This is a genomic window from Microbulbifer maximicatervae (SeqCode) (genome assembly GCF_052467305.1).
This window is the reverse complement of sequence record NZ_CP174306.1, coordinates 1,038,943-1,056,577: the sequence shown is the minus strand read 5'-3', so window position 1 is coordinate 1,056,577 and position 17,635 is coordinate 1,038,943. Positions and strand designations below refer to the sequence as shown.

The window sequence follows — 17,635 nt, the reverse complement described above, 5'->3', positions numbered from 1 at the left end:
CTGTTGACTGCTAATCCCCTCCCCGTTATCTTTGCTCGCACATCACGAGAGTGGCTGACGCCAACGCCAACCTGCCGACCGGGGCAAGGTGGTTCTCTCTCTGCGGCACACAAGGCCTGCGGGGAGGATGGGGCTCTACCAGAGCAAACCAACCGGATTAGCGAACATCACTTCGCCGCTTCCACGTCAGTCCTCCATAGTTTTACCATTGGAGGGACCATGTCCGAATCACCGTTTTCCAGTAAAGACATTATCGAAATTCAAATTGCCAGCCAAAGAAGCCACACGGCAGTACGCGCGGTGAGAAGAGGTGATCGTCAGTTGTTGTGGCAACTACTGTTCGACACTGCCGAAGAGGCATTAAAATTTGCCACCAGTTGCCGCGCCAGTGAGCACCCTATTTCGGCCCATGAGGCCTGCGAACTGGCGGGATAAAGTAGAACCAACAGGCGCCGCGAGCTCGCGCCCGTTACCCTGTGCCAAGAGCACCCGACAGGAGCTAAAAACAATACCATGTCAAAGCCAGAACAATTCTTTGAGCACCTGCGCAGCGAACTCAAACAGATCGATGCAGACGGCCTGTACAAACGCGAGCGGATTATTACCTCCCAGCAGGCCGCTGAGATCCAGGTGAACAACGACACCCAGGTACTAAATTTTTGTGCGAACAACTACCTGGGCCTGGCTAACCACCCGGACCTGATTGAAGCGGCCAAAGAGGGGCTCGAACAGTACGGCTTCGGCATGGCATCGGTACGTTTTATCTGCGGCACCCAGGACATTCACAAAGCGCTGGAATCACGCCTTTCTGAGTTCCTGCAAACCGAAGACACCATCCTTTACACCTCATGCTTCGACGCCAATGGCGGCCTGTTTGAAACGCTGCTGGGCCCGGAAGATGCCATCATCTCCGACTCCCTCAACCACGCCTCCATCATCGACGGCGTGCGCCTGTGTAAAGCCAAGCGCTACCGTTACGCCAACAACGATATGGCGGAACTGGAGAAGCAGCTACAGGCCGCAGACGCCGCTGGCGCCAAGACCAAACTGATCGCCACCGACGGCGTTTTCTCTATGGACGGAGTTATCGCCAACCTCAAAGCCGTGTGCGATTTGGCCGACCAGTACAATGCCCTGGTAATGGTGGACGACTCCCACGCAGTGGGCTTCCTCGGGGACCACGGCCGTGGCACCCATGAATACTGCGATGTGATTGACCGCGTCGATATTATTACCGGCACCCTGGGCAAGGCCCTGGGCGGCGCTTCCGGCGGCTTTACTTCTGGCCGCAAGGAAATTATCGACATGCTGCGCCAGCGCTCGCGCCCCTATCTGTTCTCCAACTCAGTAGCCCCGGCAATCGTCACCGCCTCCCTGAAAGTGTTGGATATGCTGACCGAAGGCGGCGAGCTGCGTGAACAGCTGCGCGACAACTCCGCATACTTCCGCAAGCGCATGTCCGAAGCCGGCTTTACCCTGGCTGGTGCCGACCACCCGATCATCCCGGTGATGATTGGCGATGCTGCCCTGGCGCAGAAAATGGCTGACAAGATGCTGGAGCGCGGTATCTACGTAGTGGGCTTCTTCTATCCGGTAGTGCCCAAGGGCCAGGCCCGCATCCGCACCCAGATGTCCGCCGCCCACACCCGCGAGCAGCTCGACCAGTGTATCGATGCCTTCATTGAAGTTGGCCGCGAACTGAATATTATCTAAACCAAACAGCGGCGCTGATACGGTAATTCTCACAAGGAATTCACCGGAGCGGCGCCGCGCCCTGCCATTTGTAGTTTTAAAAACAATGAAAGCACTATCCAAGCTGAAATCTGAAGTGGGAATCTGGCTCACCGATGTGGAAATCCCCACACCGGGTCACAACGACCTGCTGATCAAGATTCACAAAACCGCGATTTGCGGTACCGACATGCATATCTACAACTGGGATGAATGGTCGCAAAAAACTATTCCTGTCCCTATGGTGGTAGGCCACGAATATGTGGGTGAAGTCGTCGGTATGGGGCAGGAAGTTGCAGGTTTCCAGGTGGGCGACCGTGTTTCCGGTGAAGGCCATATTACCTGCGGCCACTGCCGCAACTGTCGCGCCGGCCGCCGCCACTTGTGCCGCAACACTTACGGTGTCGGTGTAGACCGCCCCGGAGCTTTTGCAGAGTATCTGGTAATCCCTGCGCTCAATGCCTTCAAGATCCCGGATAACATTTCTGACGATCTCGCCTCTATTTTCGATCCCCTCGGTAATGCGGTACACACGGCCCTGTCTTTCGACCTGGTGGGCGAAGATGTACTGATTACCGGCGCCGGCCCTATCGGTATTATGGCCGCAGCAGTCGCCAAACATGTTGGCGCACGCCATGTAGTTATCACCGATATCAATGAATACCGCCTGGACCTGGCACGCAAGATGGGCGCCACCCGTGCCGTAAACGTTGCCAAGGAAAACCTCAGCGATGTGATGAACGAGCTGGGAATGAGCGAAGGCTTTGATGTTGGCCTGGAGATGTCCGGCGTACCCGTCGCCTTCCGCGATATGATCGCGGCGATGAACCACGGGGGCAAAATTGCCATGCTCGGTATCCCCGCCGGTGAAATGGCGATCGACTGGGGGCAGGTTATTTTTAAAGGCCTGATGATCAAAGGTATTTACGGCCGTGAGATGTTTGAGACCTGGTACAAAATGGCCAGCCTGATTCAATCCGGACTGGATTTAACCCCAATTATTACTCACCAGTTTTCAATCGATGACTTCCAACAAGGCTTCGATACCATGGGATCTGGTGAATCCGGTAAGGTTATCCTGAACTGGAAATAAGTCCCAATGGCTGCGGGATTACCCGCAGCCATTCTCCCTGCCCTCAATTTACTCCCCCCTACCCCAAAATATCTTTGCGTTACCTGCCAGCTTCTACACATTTGCAGTTACTACAGCTTAAACAGTTAGCGACTGAAATAGATCGTCTAAAACTTCGATTATTTTTTCAAAATCATGGATCATTAGGTTCCAGCCGACCTAACACACGATTCATTCAGCACCCCTGAAGCCTCTTTTTTACTGTACATCTTTATATTTATAACGCCTGAATTTGGTACGATTGGACCGGATCGCCACCACATTCTACTGCTGCAGTAGGCCTTCCGGTTTTTACTCCAATTGATTCCAAGATAACAATCAGGATAATAAAGATCAGATTTACTGCGGCACAAATGTTAAAAGTAAGAACATGAAACTATATTTAACTTTGGCATTACTTCTTTTTACACCATTTGTCATAGCAGACGAAAACCTCTTCTATGTGGGAACTTGGCAATCAAATGAAAAAAAGACTTTAGCCAGCATGAACAACGTGGAGGAGATACCCGAGAAAACCCAAATGCTCTTCCGCTCCAATTTCTTTGGGCGTCTCGTGAATGTAGTTCGAGTAGATTCGTTTGCAACTTACATCATAGGGGAAAAGCCGGAGGTATTGACATTTTCACCACATACGATCGAAGTCTTGAGTGCCGATACGATTCGTATCACATATTACGACGAACTCTCCACTTCTGATGAGACACGGATTTTAAAATACGAAAATAACTGCTACTCATTGCCAATAACCAAATGGGAATTTAGAGAATATTTTTGTCGTGTTGAATAAGACTCGCAACAGGCAGAGGTATACTCGCGTACTTCGAGTAATCGATCTCAGCTTCACTCCGCCCCATAATTTGGGAAGTTACACTTAGAGTGACTCTGAATAGCTCCATAATACCCCTGCGGATCTTGAAGGCTGCAGACGTTAGGCACAGCTCACCGAAAATGACCTGATTGAAACGCAGCAGCTGTGGCATTCAATCCCCACAGTTCAGGGCCTACAGATTTGCTCAGTGGCTCCATAAGTAGTCATCCAGTATGATCAAATACAGGAAGTTTCGAACGATGTTCCCACTTAAGAAATTCTACTTATCGACTTATAGCTTATTATTTGAGCAAATATGGTAAATTACTCCGCATCTAATTTTTTACAGATAGCCTTTATCACCCTATCGATTCTAGGTATTGCATTACTTTGGGCGCAAAACCGTTTTACAGCAATGCGATACTTGTTAGGCGCCACTGCATTATTGATGACATTTAATTTTGTAGAAGAAACGAAAGTAGTTAATCTTGGCTATTTAATCACGCCTTCGTTCTCATTATTGATGGGCCCATTATTTTTTGCCGTAGTTGCACAATTAATATCCGCCAGTTATCAACAACAACGTAAACACTGGGTGCACTTAGCACCAGCAGCAATCAGTTTATTATTTAATCACTGGCCCCAGTGGGTTTTAGCAGCCGGTACTTTAAGTCAGATTGTTTACTTCTCATTAAGTATAAAAGCGCTTATTCGATATCAACATATCTTGCCCCAAAACCGCTCCGATGCTAACAAATTGAGAGCTGATTGGGTTAAGCGTATCCTATGGGTTCTGGTTGGCGTTGCACTGGTGGATGCAGTGCGGCATAACTTGCAACCTTACTTACCCATCCCTCTTTTGCTCAGATGGTATCTTGTTATGCAACTGAGCTATTTTTTGATTGTTGCTTTGCTTGTAATTCGCGCAGTTAGGGAACCGCAGCTATTTTCGGGTTTAACGGATGGTGAACAAGCCCTGGGCATATCCGTAATAGAGGGTTGTGATAAGGGGAAGTGCAAAACTAACGAAACGACTCAGGCAGATACGCTTTTCAAAGAGCTTAACAAACAGGTTCATAGTCAAAAGCTCTATCGCCTGCCAAGGTTATCCCTTCGGGATTTGGCACAACATACAGGGCTTGGAGAGAAAGATGTTTCCTGGGCCATCAATCAGGGCTATGGCGGTAACTTTAATGACTATGTTAATGCTCAGCGTTTGGCAGATGTAGTTTCGCAACTTGATTCAGCAAAAGAGAGTGATTCGGACAAAAAAGTTCGTCTCCTCGATATTGCACTTGAAGCGGGCTTTAACTCTAAATCCAGCTTCAACAGCCTGTTTAAACGCCACCTTGGGATGACTCCTAGTCAGTATTTAGTAGCAAAACCCCAATAATGGTTACTTTGGACGTGCAAAATCTGGATTTCGGACGCTAGAAGCTGATAATTTTGGCATTTTGGCCTCTTTGATTCACAAGAGGTCATTATGAAATTATCTTCCTATTTTGCTCGCTCATGGAAAGCAGCGGTAGCTATTTTATTGTTCATTAGCGTTACTGCGCTCGGATCTTGGGGATGTGCATGGTACATCCCACCCTCTTCCTACGGGTTAGCTGAAAAGAATGCTCGTATTGTAGTTACCGATATCACAGTCATCGACACCCAGCACAATACAGCCGCAAGTAACCAAAACCTCGTCATTCAAGGTGGAAGAATTGCCCAAGTAACTAGCGATGTAATACCTGAGATTGAAGGCGAGCTGAGGATTAATGGCCTGGGTAAATATGTGATGCCAGGCTTAATCGATATGCACAGCCATGTATGGGGTCGATCCGATCTATTAGCTATATTAGCGCACGGAGTCACTCGCTCAAGAGTTATGGCTGGCAATTCCCCTCAGCGTATTCTTAAAAAATGGATCGATACTGGGAATATAGCCGGCCCTCATATAGTGTTATCCGGTGCACCTGTTAATCAACATTCCCACTATGCCAGTGGCCGACACCACAAGTTTATTGGTAGTAAAGAAGAGGCTCGCCAGCTGGTTCGCCAGCAATATCAGCAGGGGTACCAACAAGTTAAAGTTTATGACGGCTTATCCCGTGAGGTTTTCTTCGCTATAGCTGATGAGGGGCAAAAGCTCGGCATGCCTTTAGCTGGCCACCCGCCTTTTGGCATTACTCTCAATGAATACTTATCGGCTAAACCGCAGTCATTAGAGCATGTGGAAATGATCTTTCAGGCACATTTGAACTACGATTATCAGCAGGAGAGTTTCGATGAAATTGTGCAGCAACTATTAGATAGCAACGTACCAGTTAGCCCTACATTAATCGTATATGACAACGTAGCACAGATCGCTCAGCATGGGCCAGACTACTGGCACAGCGTAGCTGATGATCTCGAGCTCAATCACCCCGCGATAAAAGCAATGGGTGAGCAGAAGGTTAATGGGATACATAGCGCTAAAGCGCAACAGGATTGGCAGGGTAAATCCAACATTTTCGGAGATATGGCCAAGCAGCTAAACCAAGCCGGTGTTGAGATACTGATAGCGTCAGACGGAGGAACCTTCTATACACCCAACGGCTTGGGCACTATTCAAGAAATGCAACGATTAGTGGAAGTGGGGATTCCTGTTCAAGATGTATTGCGAGCAGCAACCCATCACCCAGCAAAAGCACTGGGCATTAGTAATAATGTGGGCTTAGTTTCCACAGGCTTTAATGCCGAACTATTATTGCTCGAAGACGATCCACGAGAAAACTTAAACACACTCACCAAGCCCCTAGGGGTAATTTTGGATCAGAGCTACTACGATAGATATAGCCTTAGTAAAATGAAAGAGCTAGCTAAAAGCACAGGATCAAAAAGCAAATTCTATTTTTGGTGGATTGTGGATAAGTATATTTATTAGCGACCATGCCAGATCAATAAACTTCTAATGTATCCCACGAAAGAAAAGCCCAGCCGAATTAGGAGGATATTACTTGTAATATGGGTAGAGTCACCCCACAAAGTTAAGGTGTCCAAACCTACTAACATCCGCACTCAGAACCATCTAATTCATCTAGCAAGCCATACAAACCTCAAATCCGAAGTTTGAAAACAGATAATTAAACCGGAGGTTTTCTACCAGTAATTCAATCAATTGAAAGTGAATATTTACAAAATATAGCCCCCAAATTATTCGATTGGAATTTATCTACTTTATTTTCAAGGTTACGCAAAACTGATGGATATTTATCGCCATATAAGATTCACCTGAATAAACCTCCACAAGGCCCAAGTAAGCTATAAGAGCGATCACTATATAAATGTTAGGCAAAAAATCTAAGCTAATGCAAAAAATTATTATACTAGTTTTCTTACTCATTACCACCTATCTCCCCGGGATTTCGGTTAAAGGTAGTGATATATCTAATGAAAAGAGCAGCTCTGAATTATGGAAAGAAGATATTGCTCACTACAAAAGCACTCTAAAAGATAAACATATAAATCTTTATCATTCTGTAAATAACATAGCCTTTAACCAAAAAATCGAAGATCTAACTAACAAGCTATCCAGTCTAAATGAGCATGAAATTATAGTCGAGATGATGGGTATAACGCGATCTATTGGCGACGGTCATACTCAATTTTCTGTAATGGGAGGCCCGCATGAACATTATCCTTTCTCGCTAGAATGGGTAGAAGGTAAAATACGAGTTATGGCCGCAAGTACAAAATTTAAAAACCTGTTAGGCTACGAACTTATCGCTATTGATGGAATGCCTCTAGATAAAATATTGGACAAAATTGACCCGGTAATACAAGGAGTTGAAAATAAATATTCACTTCGCTCTGGTTATCGATGGCATCTCAATGTATCTGAGTTACTTTACGGGCTGCACATAACTTCAACTCTTGGACATGCCACTTTCACATTTTTCGATGAAAAAAAATCACAAATAAATATCACTGCCAACGCAATTCCAATGAATGAGTTTATTTCAGATGTTGTACATCGATTAAGCCTCGATAGAGGCATATTTTCGCATCCAGATATAAAACATTCAGATGGTTTGTGGCTCTCTGTTAACCGACAGTTGGGGACCGCTTACCTGCATTTCTCAAACTATCCATCTCGCAGTGACATGCAATCTTTTGCTGAAGATGTCAAAGAATATCTAAACAAAAATAACATTCAAAATTTGATTATAGACTTAAGAGAAAATGGCGGTGGTGATTTTTTTATAGGACTACTATTAGCAAATCAGCTAATTCTGATAGATGACCTAAACTGGAACAATGGAATTTATGTTCTTATTAGTGAGCGTACATATTCAGCGGGAATGAGTAATGCCGCCCAGTACAGGAGCATACTAAATGCAACGTTAGTCGGTGAGCCAACTGGCGCAAATCCTGTTGGATACCAAGATGCCGATGGTTTTATACTGCCTAATTCGAAACGATACGTACAATATTCGAAAAGAATGTACCGATTTCAAAGTAAACCAACTAACGGGGTTATTCCGGATCACCATATAGTTAATGACTGGGAAAGCTATACTACAGGAAAAGATAAGCAGTTGGCCTATATCACTTCACTTATTCGAAAAATCAGGGATAGTGATGTGCAGTAAGTTGCATACCAAGTGACTACGATTGCGCGTCAAGCCTGAACTACTACAATTGAACTGGCAGGATTTAACAGCCAGCAAGATCAACTGAGGTCTTCATCACGTGTGCAGTAAAATTACTAACACTGCAAAAATATTTTTTACCTAACTTCAATAACGTACTCAAACCGCCACTATAGAAGCTAGCCTTCAAAGCAGCTCTCAATGATCAGTGTCAAGCAACAATACTGCACCGAGCCCTGCCTTTTATCTGCTTCACTTCCTTAACTCGGCTAAGGAGAGCCAAAATCTCTCCTTAGCCGCCTTAATACTTTGATCTTTTAAGCAGATAACCATCACATAAATTACTACTTCAAACAAAAATAGAGCTGATTTTCCCCACTAGACTTCTACAACTCAATCGTCAGTTATTCAGAGCAACTGTTCCTAGAATTCCACTCTGTATATAGCGCACTTTCTGTATATTTTTTGCCGTTTCAACCTATCTTACACGAGGTCCAAATGAAGTTAGCAAGCGCTAGCTCGCCAGATTTTAGATCATCATGACCGTTATTTTCTTATTAGCGATAAATAATGCTGAAATAGCATATGATTCAACAAGTTAAGAGCTTTCTGACATTGCTTGATAGTAGTCATGATGATCATTTTTCTATTTTGTACGATTAGCCCAAATTCGTTTAACCTTCTGATTTTAAATGAAAATTGATCTCTCTCCAGCTAGATTGATTCCAAGATAGTAATCAGGATAATAGTGATCAGAATGATTACTATATAAATGTTATTGTGGCGGCCGATTTTCAGATGTTCTGTAGCTACTGCAAGCATCAATCTCTATCTGAGCACTTTTTTCTGAGAGTTTTCCTGCAATTTGGTACTACAGTTTCGCTCCAGTGCCATCGTTTTAAGTCAGCAGGCCCTGCAAGCCAGCTACGCCATCATGGAGTGCCAATCAGATAGTTAACCGGTTGGGAAAGTATGGTATTTTCCCCTTTAAATTTATCGGGCAGTGGCCAGCCAAAGATGGCTGGTAGAGAGCAAGTAGGTGGTTCAGTGCGCGCCAGCCATAACCAGGCTAGTCAAGCTCGCCCAACCCCTCCGGGGCTGGGCTGGACAGCCTACGCGTTGCTTCGGCTGCCCTTGCTAGCGGCGTTATGCGTAAGAGATAGAGCGAGATATGGCGAATAATTGGAATATTCCGGCAGCACTGGAGAAGGAAATCCGAGAGCGCGATCAAGTCTGTGTATATTGTGGCAATGACTTTTTGTCTTACAAGGTATCGACTAAGGCATCAGCGAGTTGGGAGCATATTATTAATGATGCTTCAATTATTTCCAGAGAAAATATTTGCCTTTGTTGTCGCGGGTGTAATGCAAGCAAGGGGCAAAAGCAATTGTCAGTTTGGTTGCAAACAAATTACTGTAGAGAGCGTGGAATTACGCCTGATTCAGTCGCTCCAATAATTAAGCTAGCGATCGAAAATGGGCAGTAAGCCTACGCATAAATCGGGTAGCCGGTAGTTTCTAACTACCGGCCCCCACACCACCCATCGTGCGGGTCCGCAATGGGCGGTTCCCTATCCGTAATGAATCTCTACCCAACGATCTCGCAATGAGATCAAGCCCATCTCTTCGAAGAACTCATTATTAAGCGCAATATGAATACCCTCAGTTTTTGCGCTTCGCCAGTAACTTTTAGCAGACGAGCCGCAGGTAACTGCCAGCGATTCACTCACACCCATGCGTAGCAAATTTCGAACTTTCGTTCTTACCCTACGCCAATTCTTCCAATAGCTCATTCTTAATCGCCGCCGTATCCAGCAGTCTAGATCAATACATTTTTGGTAGCCTTGTGCTATACCAAAATAATTAATCCAGCCACGGAGGAATACGGTAAGCTCTTTCATTCTCTTCTCCATCGAAATACCACGGGATCGCCCTGTAATCTGACGGACGTGATATTTAAATTGGCGCAGCGACTTATCATGCCAGACAAGCTTTGCTCCACGGAAAGAAAACCCCAGAAACTTACACCGGCTAACGGGGACTACTTGGCTTTTAGCATCGTTAACTTTGAGTTTAAGCTTGCGCTCAACAAAGCGTTTGATGCTGGCCATAACCCGTTCACCTGAGCGTTTAGAGGAAACGACAATCACGAAATCGTCCGCATAGCGGACGAAATTGTGTCGGCGTTTTTCCAGCTCTTTGTCGAGCAGATCGAGTACAATATTGGATAGCAGCGGCGATAAAGGGCCACCTTGCGGCACCCCCTCATAACACGCTTGCCAACATCCATCTTCTACCCAGCCTACGCGCAAGTAGCTTGCGATCAGTTTGAGTAAACGCTTATCGTTAATTCTTTGGCCGAGTAAGCTCATGAGAAAGTCATGATTCACTCGATCGAAGAACTTGGATAGATCGACATCCACCGCTATTCGCTTGCCACCCTCGATATACTTTTGTAGTTTTTTCACCGCGTGATGCTGTGATCGCTTTGGCCGGAAGCCATAGCTAAACTCTGAAAAAGTCACATCGAAAATAGGGTTGATGATTTGCGCGATAGCTTGCTGAATAACACGATCAAAAATCGTAGGTATCCCTAGCCCTCGCTGACCACCATCTGACTTGCGAATGTAGACGCGTCTAACAGGCAACGGCTGGTAATGACCTTGCCGAATGGCTTCGATAATTTCATTCCCAACTACCTTGAAGTGCTGCACAAAATCATCAACGGTGACCCCATCAATGCCTGCTGCACCTTTGTTGCTTCGCACGTGTTTCCATGCAGCATTAAGATTTTCTTTGCTGAGGATGACTTCAAGCAGATTTTCATTTGAGTTGAGTGTCATGGCAGTGCGCTACGTCAATTTTATATCCGGCTGGCAACACATCGGTAGGCTAGCCCTGTCTTTTAACTCGTGGATTTTGGGTTCAAGCCTTCACCGTATCCAAGGTATTAATCTTGGCATTAGGCTACTATGCCGTCGGCTGACTTCTGTTCAATCACCTTGGCCATTACTGGCCGAGGCGCCGCTGTGTTCCACCAATTTTGTTTACCCCCTCGATGGTGGCTAGCGGGCTGGGCCTACTTATGAGTCAGCGGCCACGCTGACAGCTTTACAGCAGCAGGTTGAACAGATCTCCCCAGATAAGAACGTGAACTTTCACTACACAACTGCATCATTTACTTTACCCGTTAGATCACATGGCTTCGGTGTTCTTGGCCACCTCGCCTCCAGGCTAAGCCTTATATGATGTTTCTGTCCGTCAGCTCGTAGCTTTGCTAGCGGCTTCCTCTCCACAAGACCTCACGGTGTTGCAGTTGCCATTCGCTAGTAGTTAGCATTTAATGGAATCCATTAAACGGTGATCCTCCTACAGAGGACTTTCACCCCATTAGTTCACGCCCATGCTGGGCGTACCAAAGCCGTCTAAGTGGACGGCCAACAAGTTGTCCGCACTTAACGGCGGCGCTAAGTTTTATACACAAGTTTTTTAAGTTTTATTATGTAAATCAATAAGTTACAGTTTAGCCCAGTAAGAACTACAGATTTGGCTGGATAATTATGCAGGACTGGGTCATGGACGAAGTAAAAAATCAGGTTATGGGTGATACACGCTTGAATAAGCGCTTGTCTAATATTCTCAGTAATTTAAGTTCAGACCCAAACAATAGCATTCCTTGTGCAAACAAAACTTGGGCAGAAACGTTTGCAGCTTATCGCTTTATAGAAAATGATAAAGTCAACTTTGACTCTATTATGAGCGGTCATAAATCGGCAACTCTTGAGAGAATCAAAGTGCAGCCTGTTGTTCTTATCCCACAAGATACTACCTTTCTAAATTTTGCCACTGACCTAGAAAGTAAAGAGATGGGAACACTTAGGCGTAAAGAGACCAACCAACAACTCTTGCACACCTCCATCGCGATAACACCATCCAGAGTTAATTTGGGTGTTGTTGAAGGTAGTATGTGGCAGAGAGATAAGGAATCAAGTTCTAATTCCCGCTATACCAAGTCGATAAAGGATAAGGAGAGTCGACGCTGGCTAGACCATTACGAAACGGCTTGTCAGATACAAGAGCACTGCCCTGAAAGCACAATTGTGAGTATTGCTGATAGAGAGGGTGATATTCATGAGTGGTTTCAGCTGGCTGAAGAGCAAAGTGAACAGCGGCGGGCGAGCTATATCGTTCGAGCTAAGGCCAATCGCACTTTAGAGCTCGATGGAGAAGAAACGGTTTTGCTTTGGGATCATATGAATGAGCAGAAATCTGTCGGTCTATACACGGTAGATATTCCCAAACGGAATGGAGAGCCTGGAAGAAAAGCCAAGGTCAACGTATCCACTACTGAGATACGGTTGCTAGGAAAAGGAAGATCTAAACGACCACTTTCTCTCTATGCTGTATTGGCTAAAGAATTAACCCCACCAGAGGGTGAAAAAGGCATTGAGTGGATGCTGTTAACTGATCTTCCAGTTGAAGACTTTAAGCAGGCGAGAGTTATCATTGAGTGGTATCGAAGCCGGTGGGAAATTGAAACCTATTTTCGGGTGGTAAAAGGCGGATGCCAGATAGAAAGTAATCGTTTTAGAACAGAGCAGCGAATGTTGAACTGTATTGCGATCTATATGATTATTGGATGGCGACTACATTCGATAACTACACAAGCAAGAAGTCTTCCTGATGAACCATGTACGAGTGCTTACTCTGAAAAAGAATGGCGCATGGTATGGATGATGCGAGATAAAAGTTCCCCACCGAATATACCTCCAAGCATGAGAGATATAACGCGTATGTTGGCAGGCCTAGGGGGATTTCTAGGACGTAAAGGTGATGGCGAACCAGGGGTTAAAACTGTTTGGCAGGGATATACCAAACTGCTCCATTATATTGAAGCAGCAGAGGCTTTAAATGGGCTTAAATGATGTGTATAAAACACAGCGGCGGCGTTATGCACATGGGATGTATATGAAGAAATATCTGACCGTCTTTGTAGTAGTGATATGTACGAATTCACTCGCTAGCATTCAAGAGCAGCTTACATATGAAGAAGCTCAAGACCTTAGTGCTAAACAGTGGAAAGAATATAAGGATAGTAATCTATACAGAGATTACTTTTCGATATGGACGAATTTCAATAACCAAAACAGAATCGATGAAAGAGGTGGTTGTTACAAATTTGGGCAAGAAACAGTAGATTTGGTTTCAATTCAAGGTTCGGATGGCATAATTCGCGAAGTAATCACGAAAAAAGATGATGAGAAGTCTGCCTGCTTTGTAAAGGCTTATAAAGGGGTGAAATTTCCTAAACCGCCTATTTCCCCCTTTTACCATAGGATGCAAATGAAGTAATGCATAACAAACGCAGGCAATCGGACAGTCAAAACTGTCACGCCTTTTGTATTAAAAGACGCGCCATTTTTTCCTGCCTTCGCTACGGGCGTTATGTGACCGAGCTGAACTCATAGATATGGAAATGGATGAATGACAGAAATTAATGTTAGTGTAGAAGCGGAGATGAAAAGCGATAGCGAAGCAAAGGTATTCGCTAAAAACATGAAGTCGGCAGCAAAGAGCAATGAATATGATTTCTATAAAACCATAAATAGTCTGTCTAGAAAATCTATAGAGAAAGATTATCAAGAGCTAACTATTGAAAATATAAGCCGAAGTAAAAATCTAGTGTATATAACCGCATATAGCGGACGGTCTTCATCAATAAATTGGCTAGGAATGTCTATCTCCAAACTAGGAGTAAAAAAGCTATATATGCGAGAGGGCTGGGATGAGGGTAGCTTTAACTACTATTATCTAAATGGCGATGCTGTTTGAAAGAAAACCTTCGATGGAAAAGTGGTACCAAAACTCTCGCCAGAAGATATCGAAATTAATAAAAGACTATTCCTACCTGAAGGCCGTGTGAAAGTTACTGCAACATTAGAGGCATATGAAGAAATATCAGGAGGTAAAGGTAAAAAATTATTGATGGAGTTCTTAACCTCTAGGAATGAGAAGTTCTACTACCAGGGTGAGGGTGAGTTAACGGATCTTGTTTCTGAAGACTATGAAAGCTTGACTGAGTTTAATGCGTCTTTTGAACGAGGAATGCTAAAAGGTGAATATGTGTCTTTTGCTAAACGACCATCAGAAATTGCATACTCATTTAATGAGGAAGTCATGAGACAGAAACACCCAGAAATGTTCCATAAAAGAGTAGAGGATCTACATACTGTAGCTAAATGTCCATTTTGTGGTAGCTCACTTAGGACAGAGAAGGCTAAACAATGTCCAAGTTGTTATAAAAGTTGGAGGGAATGAAATGAGTGAGCACATAAATCGGGTAGCCGGTAGTTTTTAGCTACCGGCCCCTACACCACCCATCATGCGGGTCCGCAATGGGCGGTTCCTATCCGTAATGAATCTCTAACCAACGATAGTGTCGAGCAGATCTTCATTTGAGTTGAGTGTCATGGCAGTGCGCTACATCAACTTTAACCGACTGGAAACATATCAGTAGGCTAGCCCTGTCTTTCAACTCGTGGATTTAGGTTCAGGCCTTCACCCTGTCCAAGGTATTAATCTTGGCATTTAGCTACTATGCCGTCTGCTGACTTCTGTTTAATCAACCTACTCATTACTGAGCGGAGCGCTGCTGTGTTCCACCATTTTTTTCTATCCCCGCGATGGTGGCTAGCGAGTTGGGCCTATTTATGAGTCAGCGGCCACGCTGACAGCTTCATAGCGGCAAGTTAAACAGATCTCCCCAGATAAGAACGTGAACTTTCACTACACAACTGTATCATTTACTCTACCCGTTAGATCACTTGGCTTCGGTGTCCTTGGCCACCTCGCCTCCAGGCTAAGCCTTATATGATGTTTCTGTCCGTCAGCTCGTAGTTTTGCTAGCGGCTTCCTCCCCACAAAACCTCACGGTGTTGCAGTTGCCATTCGCTAGTAGTTAGCATTTAATGAAGTCCATTAAACGGTGATCTTCCTACAGGGGACTTTCACCCCATTAGTTCACGCCCATGCTGGGCGTTATTGTAGCGATCGGTTTTATTGATTTTTCGTAGTAACTGAAGGTTTAGTGCCACTAAATAGCACTCAGTATTGCGCAATTTTACTGATTGCTATTCGAGCAGTTTCGCTCCTAGAGTGTTCGCTCAGGTATTTTAAAAAGAGGCAGTCCGCTGCAATTTTGTAGAGTGCCAGTAAGATAGGAATTGGTTGGGGAAGGTGCGGTATTCTTTCCTCGTAAATATTGGGCAGCGGCCAGCCATAACCAGTCCAGTCAAGCTCGCCCAACCCCTTCGGGGCTGGACAGCCTACGCTCCGCTTCGGCTGCCCTTGCTAGCAGCGTTATATGGCGGGGCCACTAATCAAGAATGTTCAGGGTTTAAAAAATGAACGTGAGTTATAAGCAAGGAACTAAAGTAGATTGTCAACGTATAGCTGAACTTGATTATTTGGCATCTGACGGTGCAGTTGAATATCTTTTTCGCGACTTGATACCGAGTTGTTCTGCTTTGCAGCTACTTTGTGATGGATTAGAACAAGACGTTTATCCTCATACTTTTCGCAGTGCTATTGTGGCTGAACTTGATCAAAAAGTTATCGGAATGGCCCTCTCATATCCAGCGCACTATCACTGCATAACTGATGAATTAACCAACTTTTTACCAGCTGATCGAATTGAAAGGTTCAGAGAGTTTTATACCAGTAGAGTTGAAGGAAGCTATTTTCTCGATGCTATGTGTGTTGAAGAATCGTATCGAGGATTGGGTATTGGTAAGTCATTGATAAATCATACAAAAGAAAAAGCGAGTAATGACGGTTACAATGAACTCAGCCTCATTGTGTTCGCTGACAACATTCGAGCTATTGGCCTTTATAAAAACCAAGGATTTAGCGTGGTGAAATATATTAAATTGGAACCACATGAGCTTATTCCTCATGAAGGAGGCTGTTTGCTCATGAAGGCTGAAATATAAAACCATATAATAAGGTTATGATGTTCGTTCCGGCCCTTTGGGCCTCCACCGGACGGTCGCCGCTTCGCAGCGCCCGTCGCATATCACGGCGTTACACTTCTATGAAGGAAAAAATGTGATCGTAGTATATGGAATCAAGGAGAATCTAAACCCGATAAAGGCAAAATTATCCAATGTCATTCACGGCTGCATGCGGTCCGTTCTTGGAATGCCCGAAGACAAACGTGCTCACAGATTTGTGCCATTGGAGAAAGAAGACTTTTATTATCCCGGTGGAAGAACTGACGCATACACCGTCATAGAAATAAACATGATGGCAGGCCGCAAACCCGAAACCCAAAGAACTCTTATCAAATCTCTCTTTCAAGAGCTTGAAAGCCAGCTTTCGTTAGCCCCAGCCGACGTTGAAATAACCATTAAAGAACAAGCGCCTTATCAATGGGGTTTCAGGGGTATTACAGGTGATGAGGCAAATGATCTCAAGTACAAAGTCAACGTGTAACAAGTCAATGGTGTGGGACTGCCAGTAAGATAGGAATTGGTTGGGGAAAGTGCGGTATTCTTTCCTCGTAAACATTGGGTAGTGGCCAGCCAAACGGTGGCTGGCAAAGAGCAAGTAGGTCGTTCAGTACGCGCCAGCCATAACCAGGCTAGTCAAGCTCGCCCAAACCTTTTGGAGCTGGGCTGGACAGCCTACGCGTTGCTTCGACTGCCCTTGCTAGCGGCGTTATGCAACTTTAGGATTCGACATGCTAAGCAATGATCAAAAATTGGAGACATATCGAGTTCTAGGTCTAACGGCCATGTTTTCGGGTGGTTCCGAGTATAAGATCGCTTGGGCTATGTACCTACTTGAGTCTGGTATAGAGACAGAAAATTTAGCGGTCCTCGCAACTCTTCTAAAACCCGTTAATGAGTTTGAAGCGGAAGATTACTTTAATCGAGTTTTGTCTGAACTTCGCATAACACGCCCAACCTCGCTTACCGCTATCGAAGGTTATGCCAAAGTTCTAACCAAAGAAATTATTGAAGGTATATTGACCCCAGAAAAGGGGGTGGCAAAGATCTACGAAGCTATTATCCATTTAGATTACCCAGGTTCTCTAGGAGAGTTTACTGCTCTAGAGGATGAATGGTACTGTGAATGCATTAATGGCTGGTCACTAGAGCAAAGAGCCGAAGAAATTGTAAAGGCGAGCAAAGATGCTTATGGGATATTGCAATATCCTAGCCTGTCTGAGGCCTAACAAGTTGCTGCTGTACGTTCCAGCCCTTCGGCTTGCTTTCCTATAACCCGATATAAATATATAGTTAGGCTCGAGAAAGCCGCATATCCCAATATTTCGATATAA

The 17,635-nt window shown here is 44.9% G+C and carries 16 protein-coding genes and 1 riboswitch; of the genes, 15 read left to right on the top strand and 1 reads right to left on the bottom strand.

The window, feature by feature from the left end; translation table 11 throughout:
* The first annotated feature begins 34 nt into the window (after nucleotides 1-34).
* Nucleotides 35-161: riboswitch (SAM-I-IV-variant riboswitch) on the top strand.
* Between the two features lie 58 nt (nucleotides 162-219).
* From ACJJI4_RS04855 to ACJJI4_RS04820, 8 genes are all read left to right on the top strand, one after another.
* The gene (locus ACJJI4_RS04855; RefSeq protein WP_108732493.1) at nucleotides 220-435 is read left to right on the top strand and encodes a hypothetical protein; all 216 of its coding nucleotides are present in this window, start codon (nucleotides 220-222) and stop codon (nucleotides 433-435) included.
* A 78-nt stretch (nucleotides 436-513) separates the two neighbouring features.
* Complete coding sequence (locus tag ACJJI4_RS04850) at nucleotides 514-1,713, top strand: glycine C-acetyltransferase (RefSeq protein WP_108732492.1); 1,200 nt, start codon at nucleotides 514-516, stop codon at nucleotides 1,711-1,713.
* Nucleotides 1,714-1,798: 85 nt separating this feature from the next.
* A complete protein-coding gene (gene tdh / locus ACJJI4_RS04845; RefSeq protein ID WP_444896565.1) occupies nucleotides 1,799-2,824 on the top strand; it encodes an L-threonine 3-dehydrogenase, zinc-binding type in 1,026 nt (341 codons plus the stop codon).
* 409 nt (nucleotides 2,825-3,233) lie between these two features.
* Nucleotides 3,234-3,650, top strand: coding sequence for a hypothetical protein (locus ACJJI4_RS04840; RefSeq protein ID WP_444927269.1), 417 nt, complete (start codon nucleotides 3,234-3,236; stop codon nucleotides 3,648-3,650).
* A gap of 337 nt (nucleotides 3,651-3,987) precedes the next feature.
* On the top strand, nucleotides 3,988-5,064 hold the full coding sequence (locus tag ACJJI4_RS04835) for a helix-turn-helix transcriptional regulator (RefSeq protein WP_444927268.1): 1,077 nt from the start codon (nucleotides 3,988-3,990) through the stop codon (nucleotides 5,062-5,064).
* A gap of 90 nt (nucleotides 5,065-5,154) precedes the next feature.
* Nucleotides 5,155-6,585 carry an amidohydrolase family protein gene (locus ACJJI4_RS04830; protein ID WP_444927267.1) on the top strand — a complete coding sequence of 477 codons (1,431 nt, stop codon included), beginning with the start codon at nucleotides 5,155-5,157 and terminating at the stop codon, nucleotides 6,583-6,585.
* Between the two features lie 400 nt (nucleotides 6,586-6,985).
* A complete protein-coding gene (locus ACJJI4_RS04825) occupies nucleotides 6,986-8,293 on the top strand; it encodes a S41 family peptidase (protein ID WP_444927266.1) in 1,308 nt (435 codons plus the stop codon).
* 1,171 nt (nucleotides 8,294-9,464) lie between these two features.
* Nucleotides 9,465-9,779 (top strand): hypothetical protein, encoded by a 315-nt coding sequence (locus ACJJI4_RS04820; protein ID WP_444927265.1) that lies wholly within the window; start codon nucleotides 9,465-9,467, stop codon nucleotides 9,777-9,779.
* 84 nt (nucleotides 9,780-9,863) lie between these two features.
* On the opposite strand, the gene ltrA is transcribed toward ACJJI4_RS04820, so the two are convergent.
* On the bottom strand, nucleotides 9,864-11,135 hold the full coding sequence (gene ltrA, locus ACJJI4_RS04815; protein ID WP_444926033.1) for a group II intron reverse transcriptase/maturase: 1,272 nt from the start codon (nucleotides 11,133-11,135) through the stop codon (nucleotides 9,864-9,866).
* A gap of 717 nt (nucleotides 11,136-11,852) precedes the next feature.
* On the opposite strand from ltrA, the gene ACJJI4_RS04810 reads away from it, so the two are divergent.
* The 7 genes from ACJJI4_RS04810 (at nucleotide 11,853) to ACJJI4_RS04780 (ending at nucleotide 17,530) form a co-directional block, all read left to right on the top strand.
* Complete coding sequence (locus tag ACJJI4_RS04810) at nucleotides 11,853-13,217, top strand: IS4 family transposase (protein WP_444895875.1); 1,365 nt, start codon at nucleotides 11,853-11,855, stop codon at nucleotides 13,215-13,217.
* The gene (locus tag ACJJI4_RS04805) at nucleotides 13,204-13,644 is read left to right on the top strand and encodes a hypothetical protein (RefSeq protein WP_444927264.1); all 441 of its coding nucleotides are present in this window, start codon (nucleotides 13,204-13,206) and stop codon (nucleotides 13,642-13,644) included. The genes ACJJI4_RS04810 and ACJJI4_RS04805 overlap by 14 nt, the downstream gene beginning before the upstream one ends.
* Nucleotides 13,645-13,776: 132 nt before the next feature.
* Nucleotides 13,777-14,124 (top strand): hypothetical protein, encoded by a 348-nt coding sequence (locus ACJJI4_RS04800; protein WP_444912534.1) that lies wholly within the window; start codon nucleotides 13,777-13,779, stop codon nucleotides 14,122-14,124.
* Between the two features lie 21 nt (nucleotides 14,125-14,145).
* Nucleotides 14,146-14,610, top strand: coding sequence for a hypothetical protein (locus ACJJI4_RS04795; protein WP_444927263.1), 465 nt, complete (start codon nucleotides 14,146-14,148; stop codon nucleotides 14,608-14,610).
* Nucleotides 14,611-15,695: 1,085 nt separating this feature from the next.
* Nucleotides 15,696-16,283 (top strand): GNAT family N-acetyltransferase, encoded by a 588-nt coding sequence (locus tag ACJJI4_RS04790; RefSeq protein ID WP_444927262.1) that lies wholly within the window; start codon nucleotides 15,696-15,698, stop codon nucleotides 16,281-16,283.
* Nucleotides 16,284-16,398: 115 nt separating this feature from the next.
* A complete protein-coding gene (locus ACJJI4_RS04785; RefSeq protein ID WP_444927261.1) occupies nucleotides 16,399-16,785 on the top strand; it encodes a tautomerase family protein in 387 nt (128 codons plus the stop codon).
* A gap of 247 nt (nucleotides 16,786-17,032) precedes the next feature.
* Entirely contained in the window at nucleotides 17,033-17,530 is a 498-nt protein-coding gene (locus ACJJI4_RS04780; protein ID WP_444927260.1) for a hypothetical protein, read from the top strand.
* Nucleotides 17,531-17,635 lie beyond the last annotated feature (105 nt).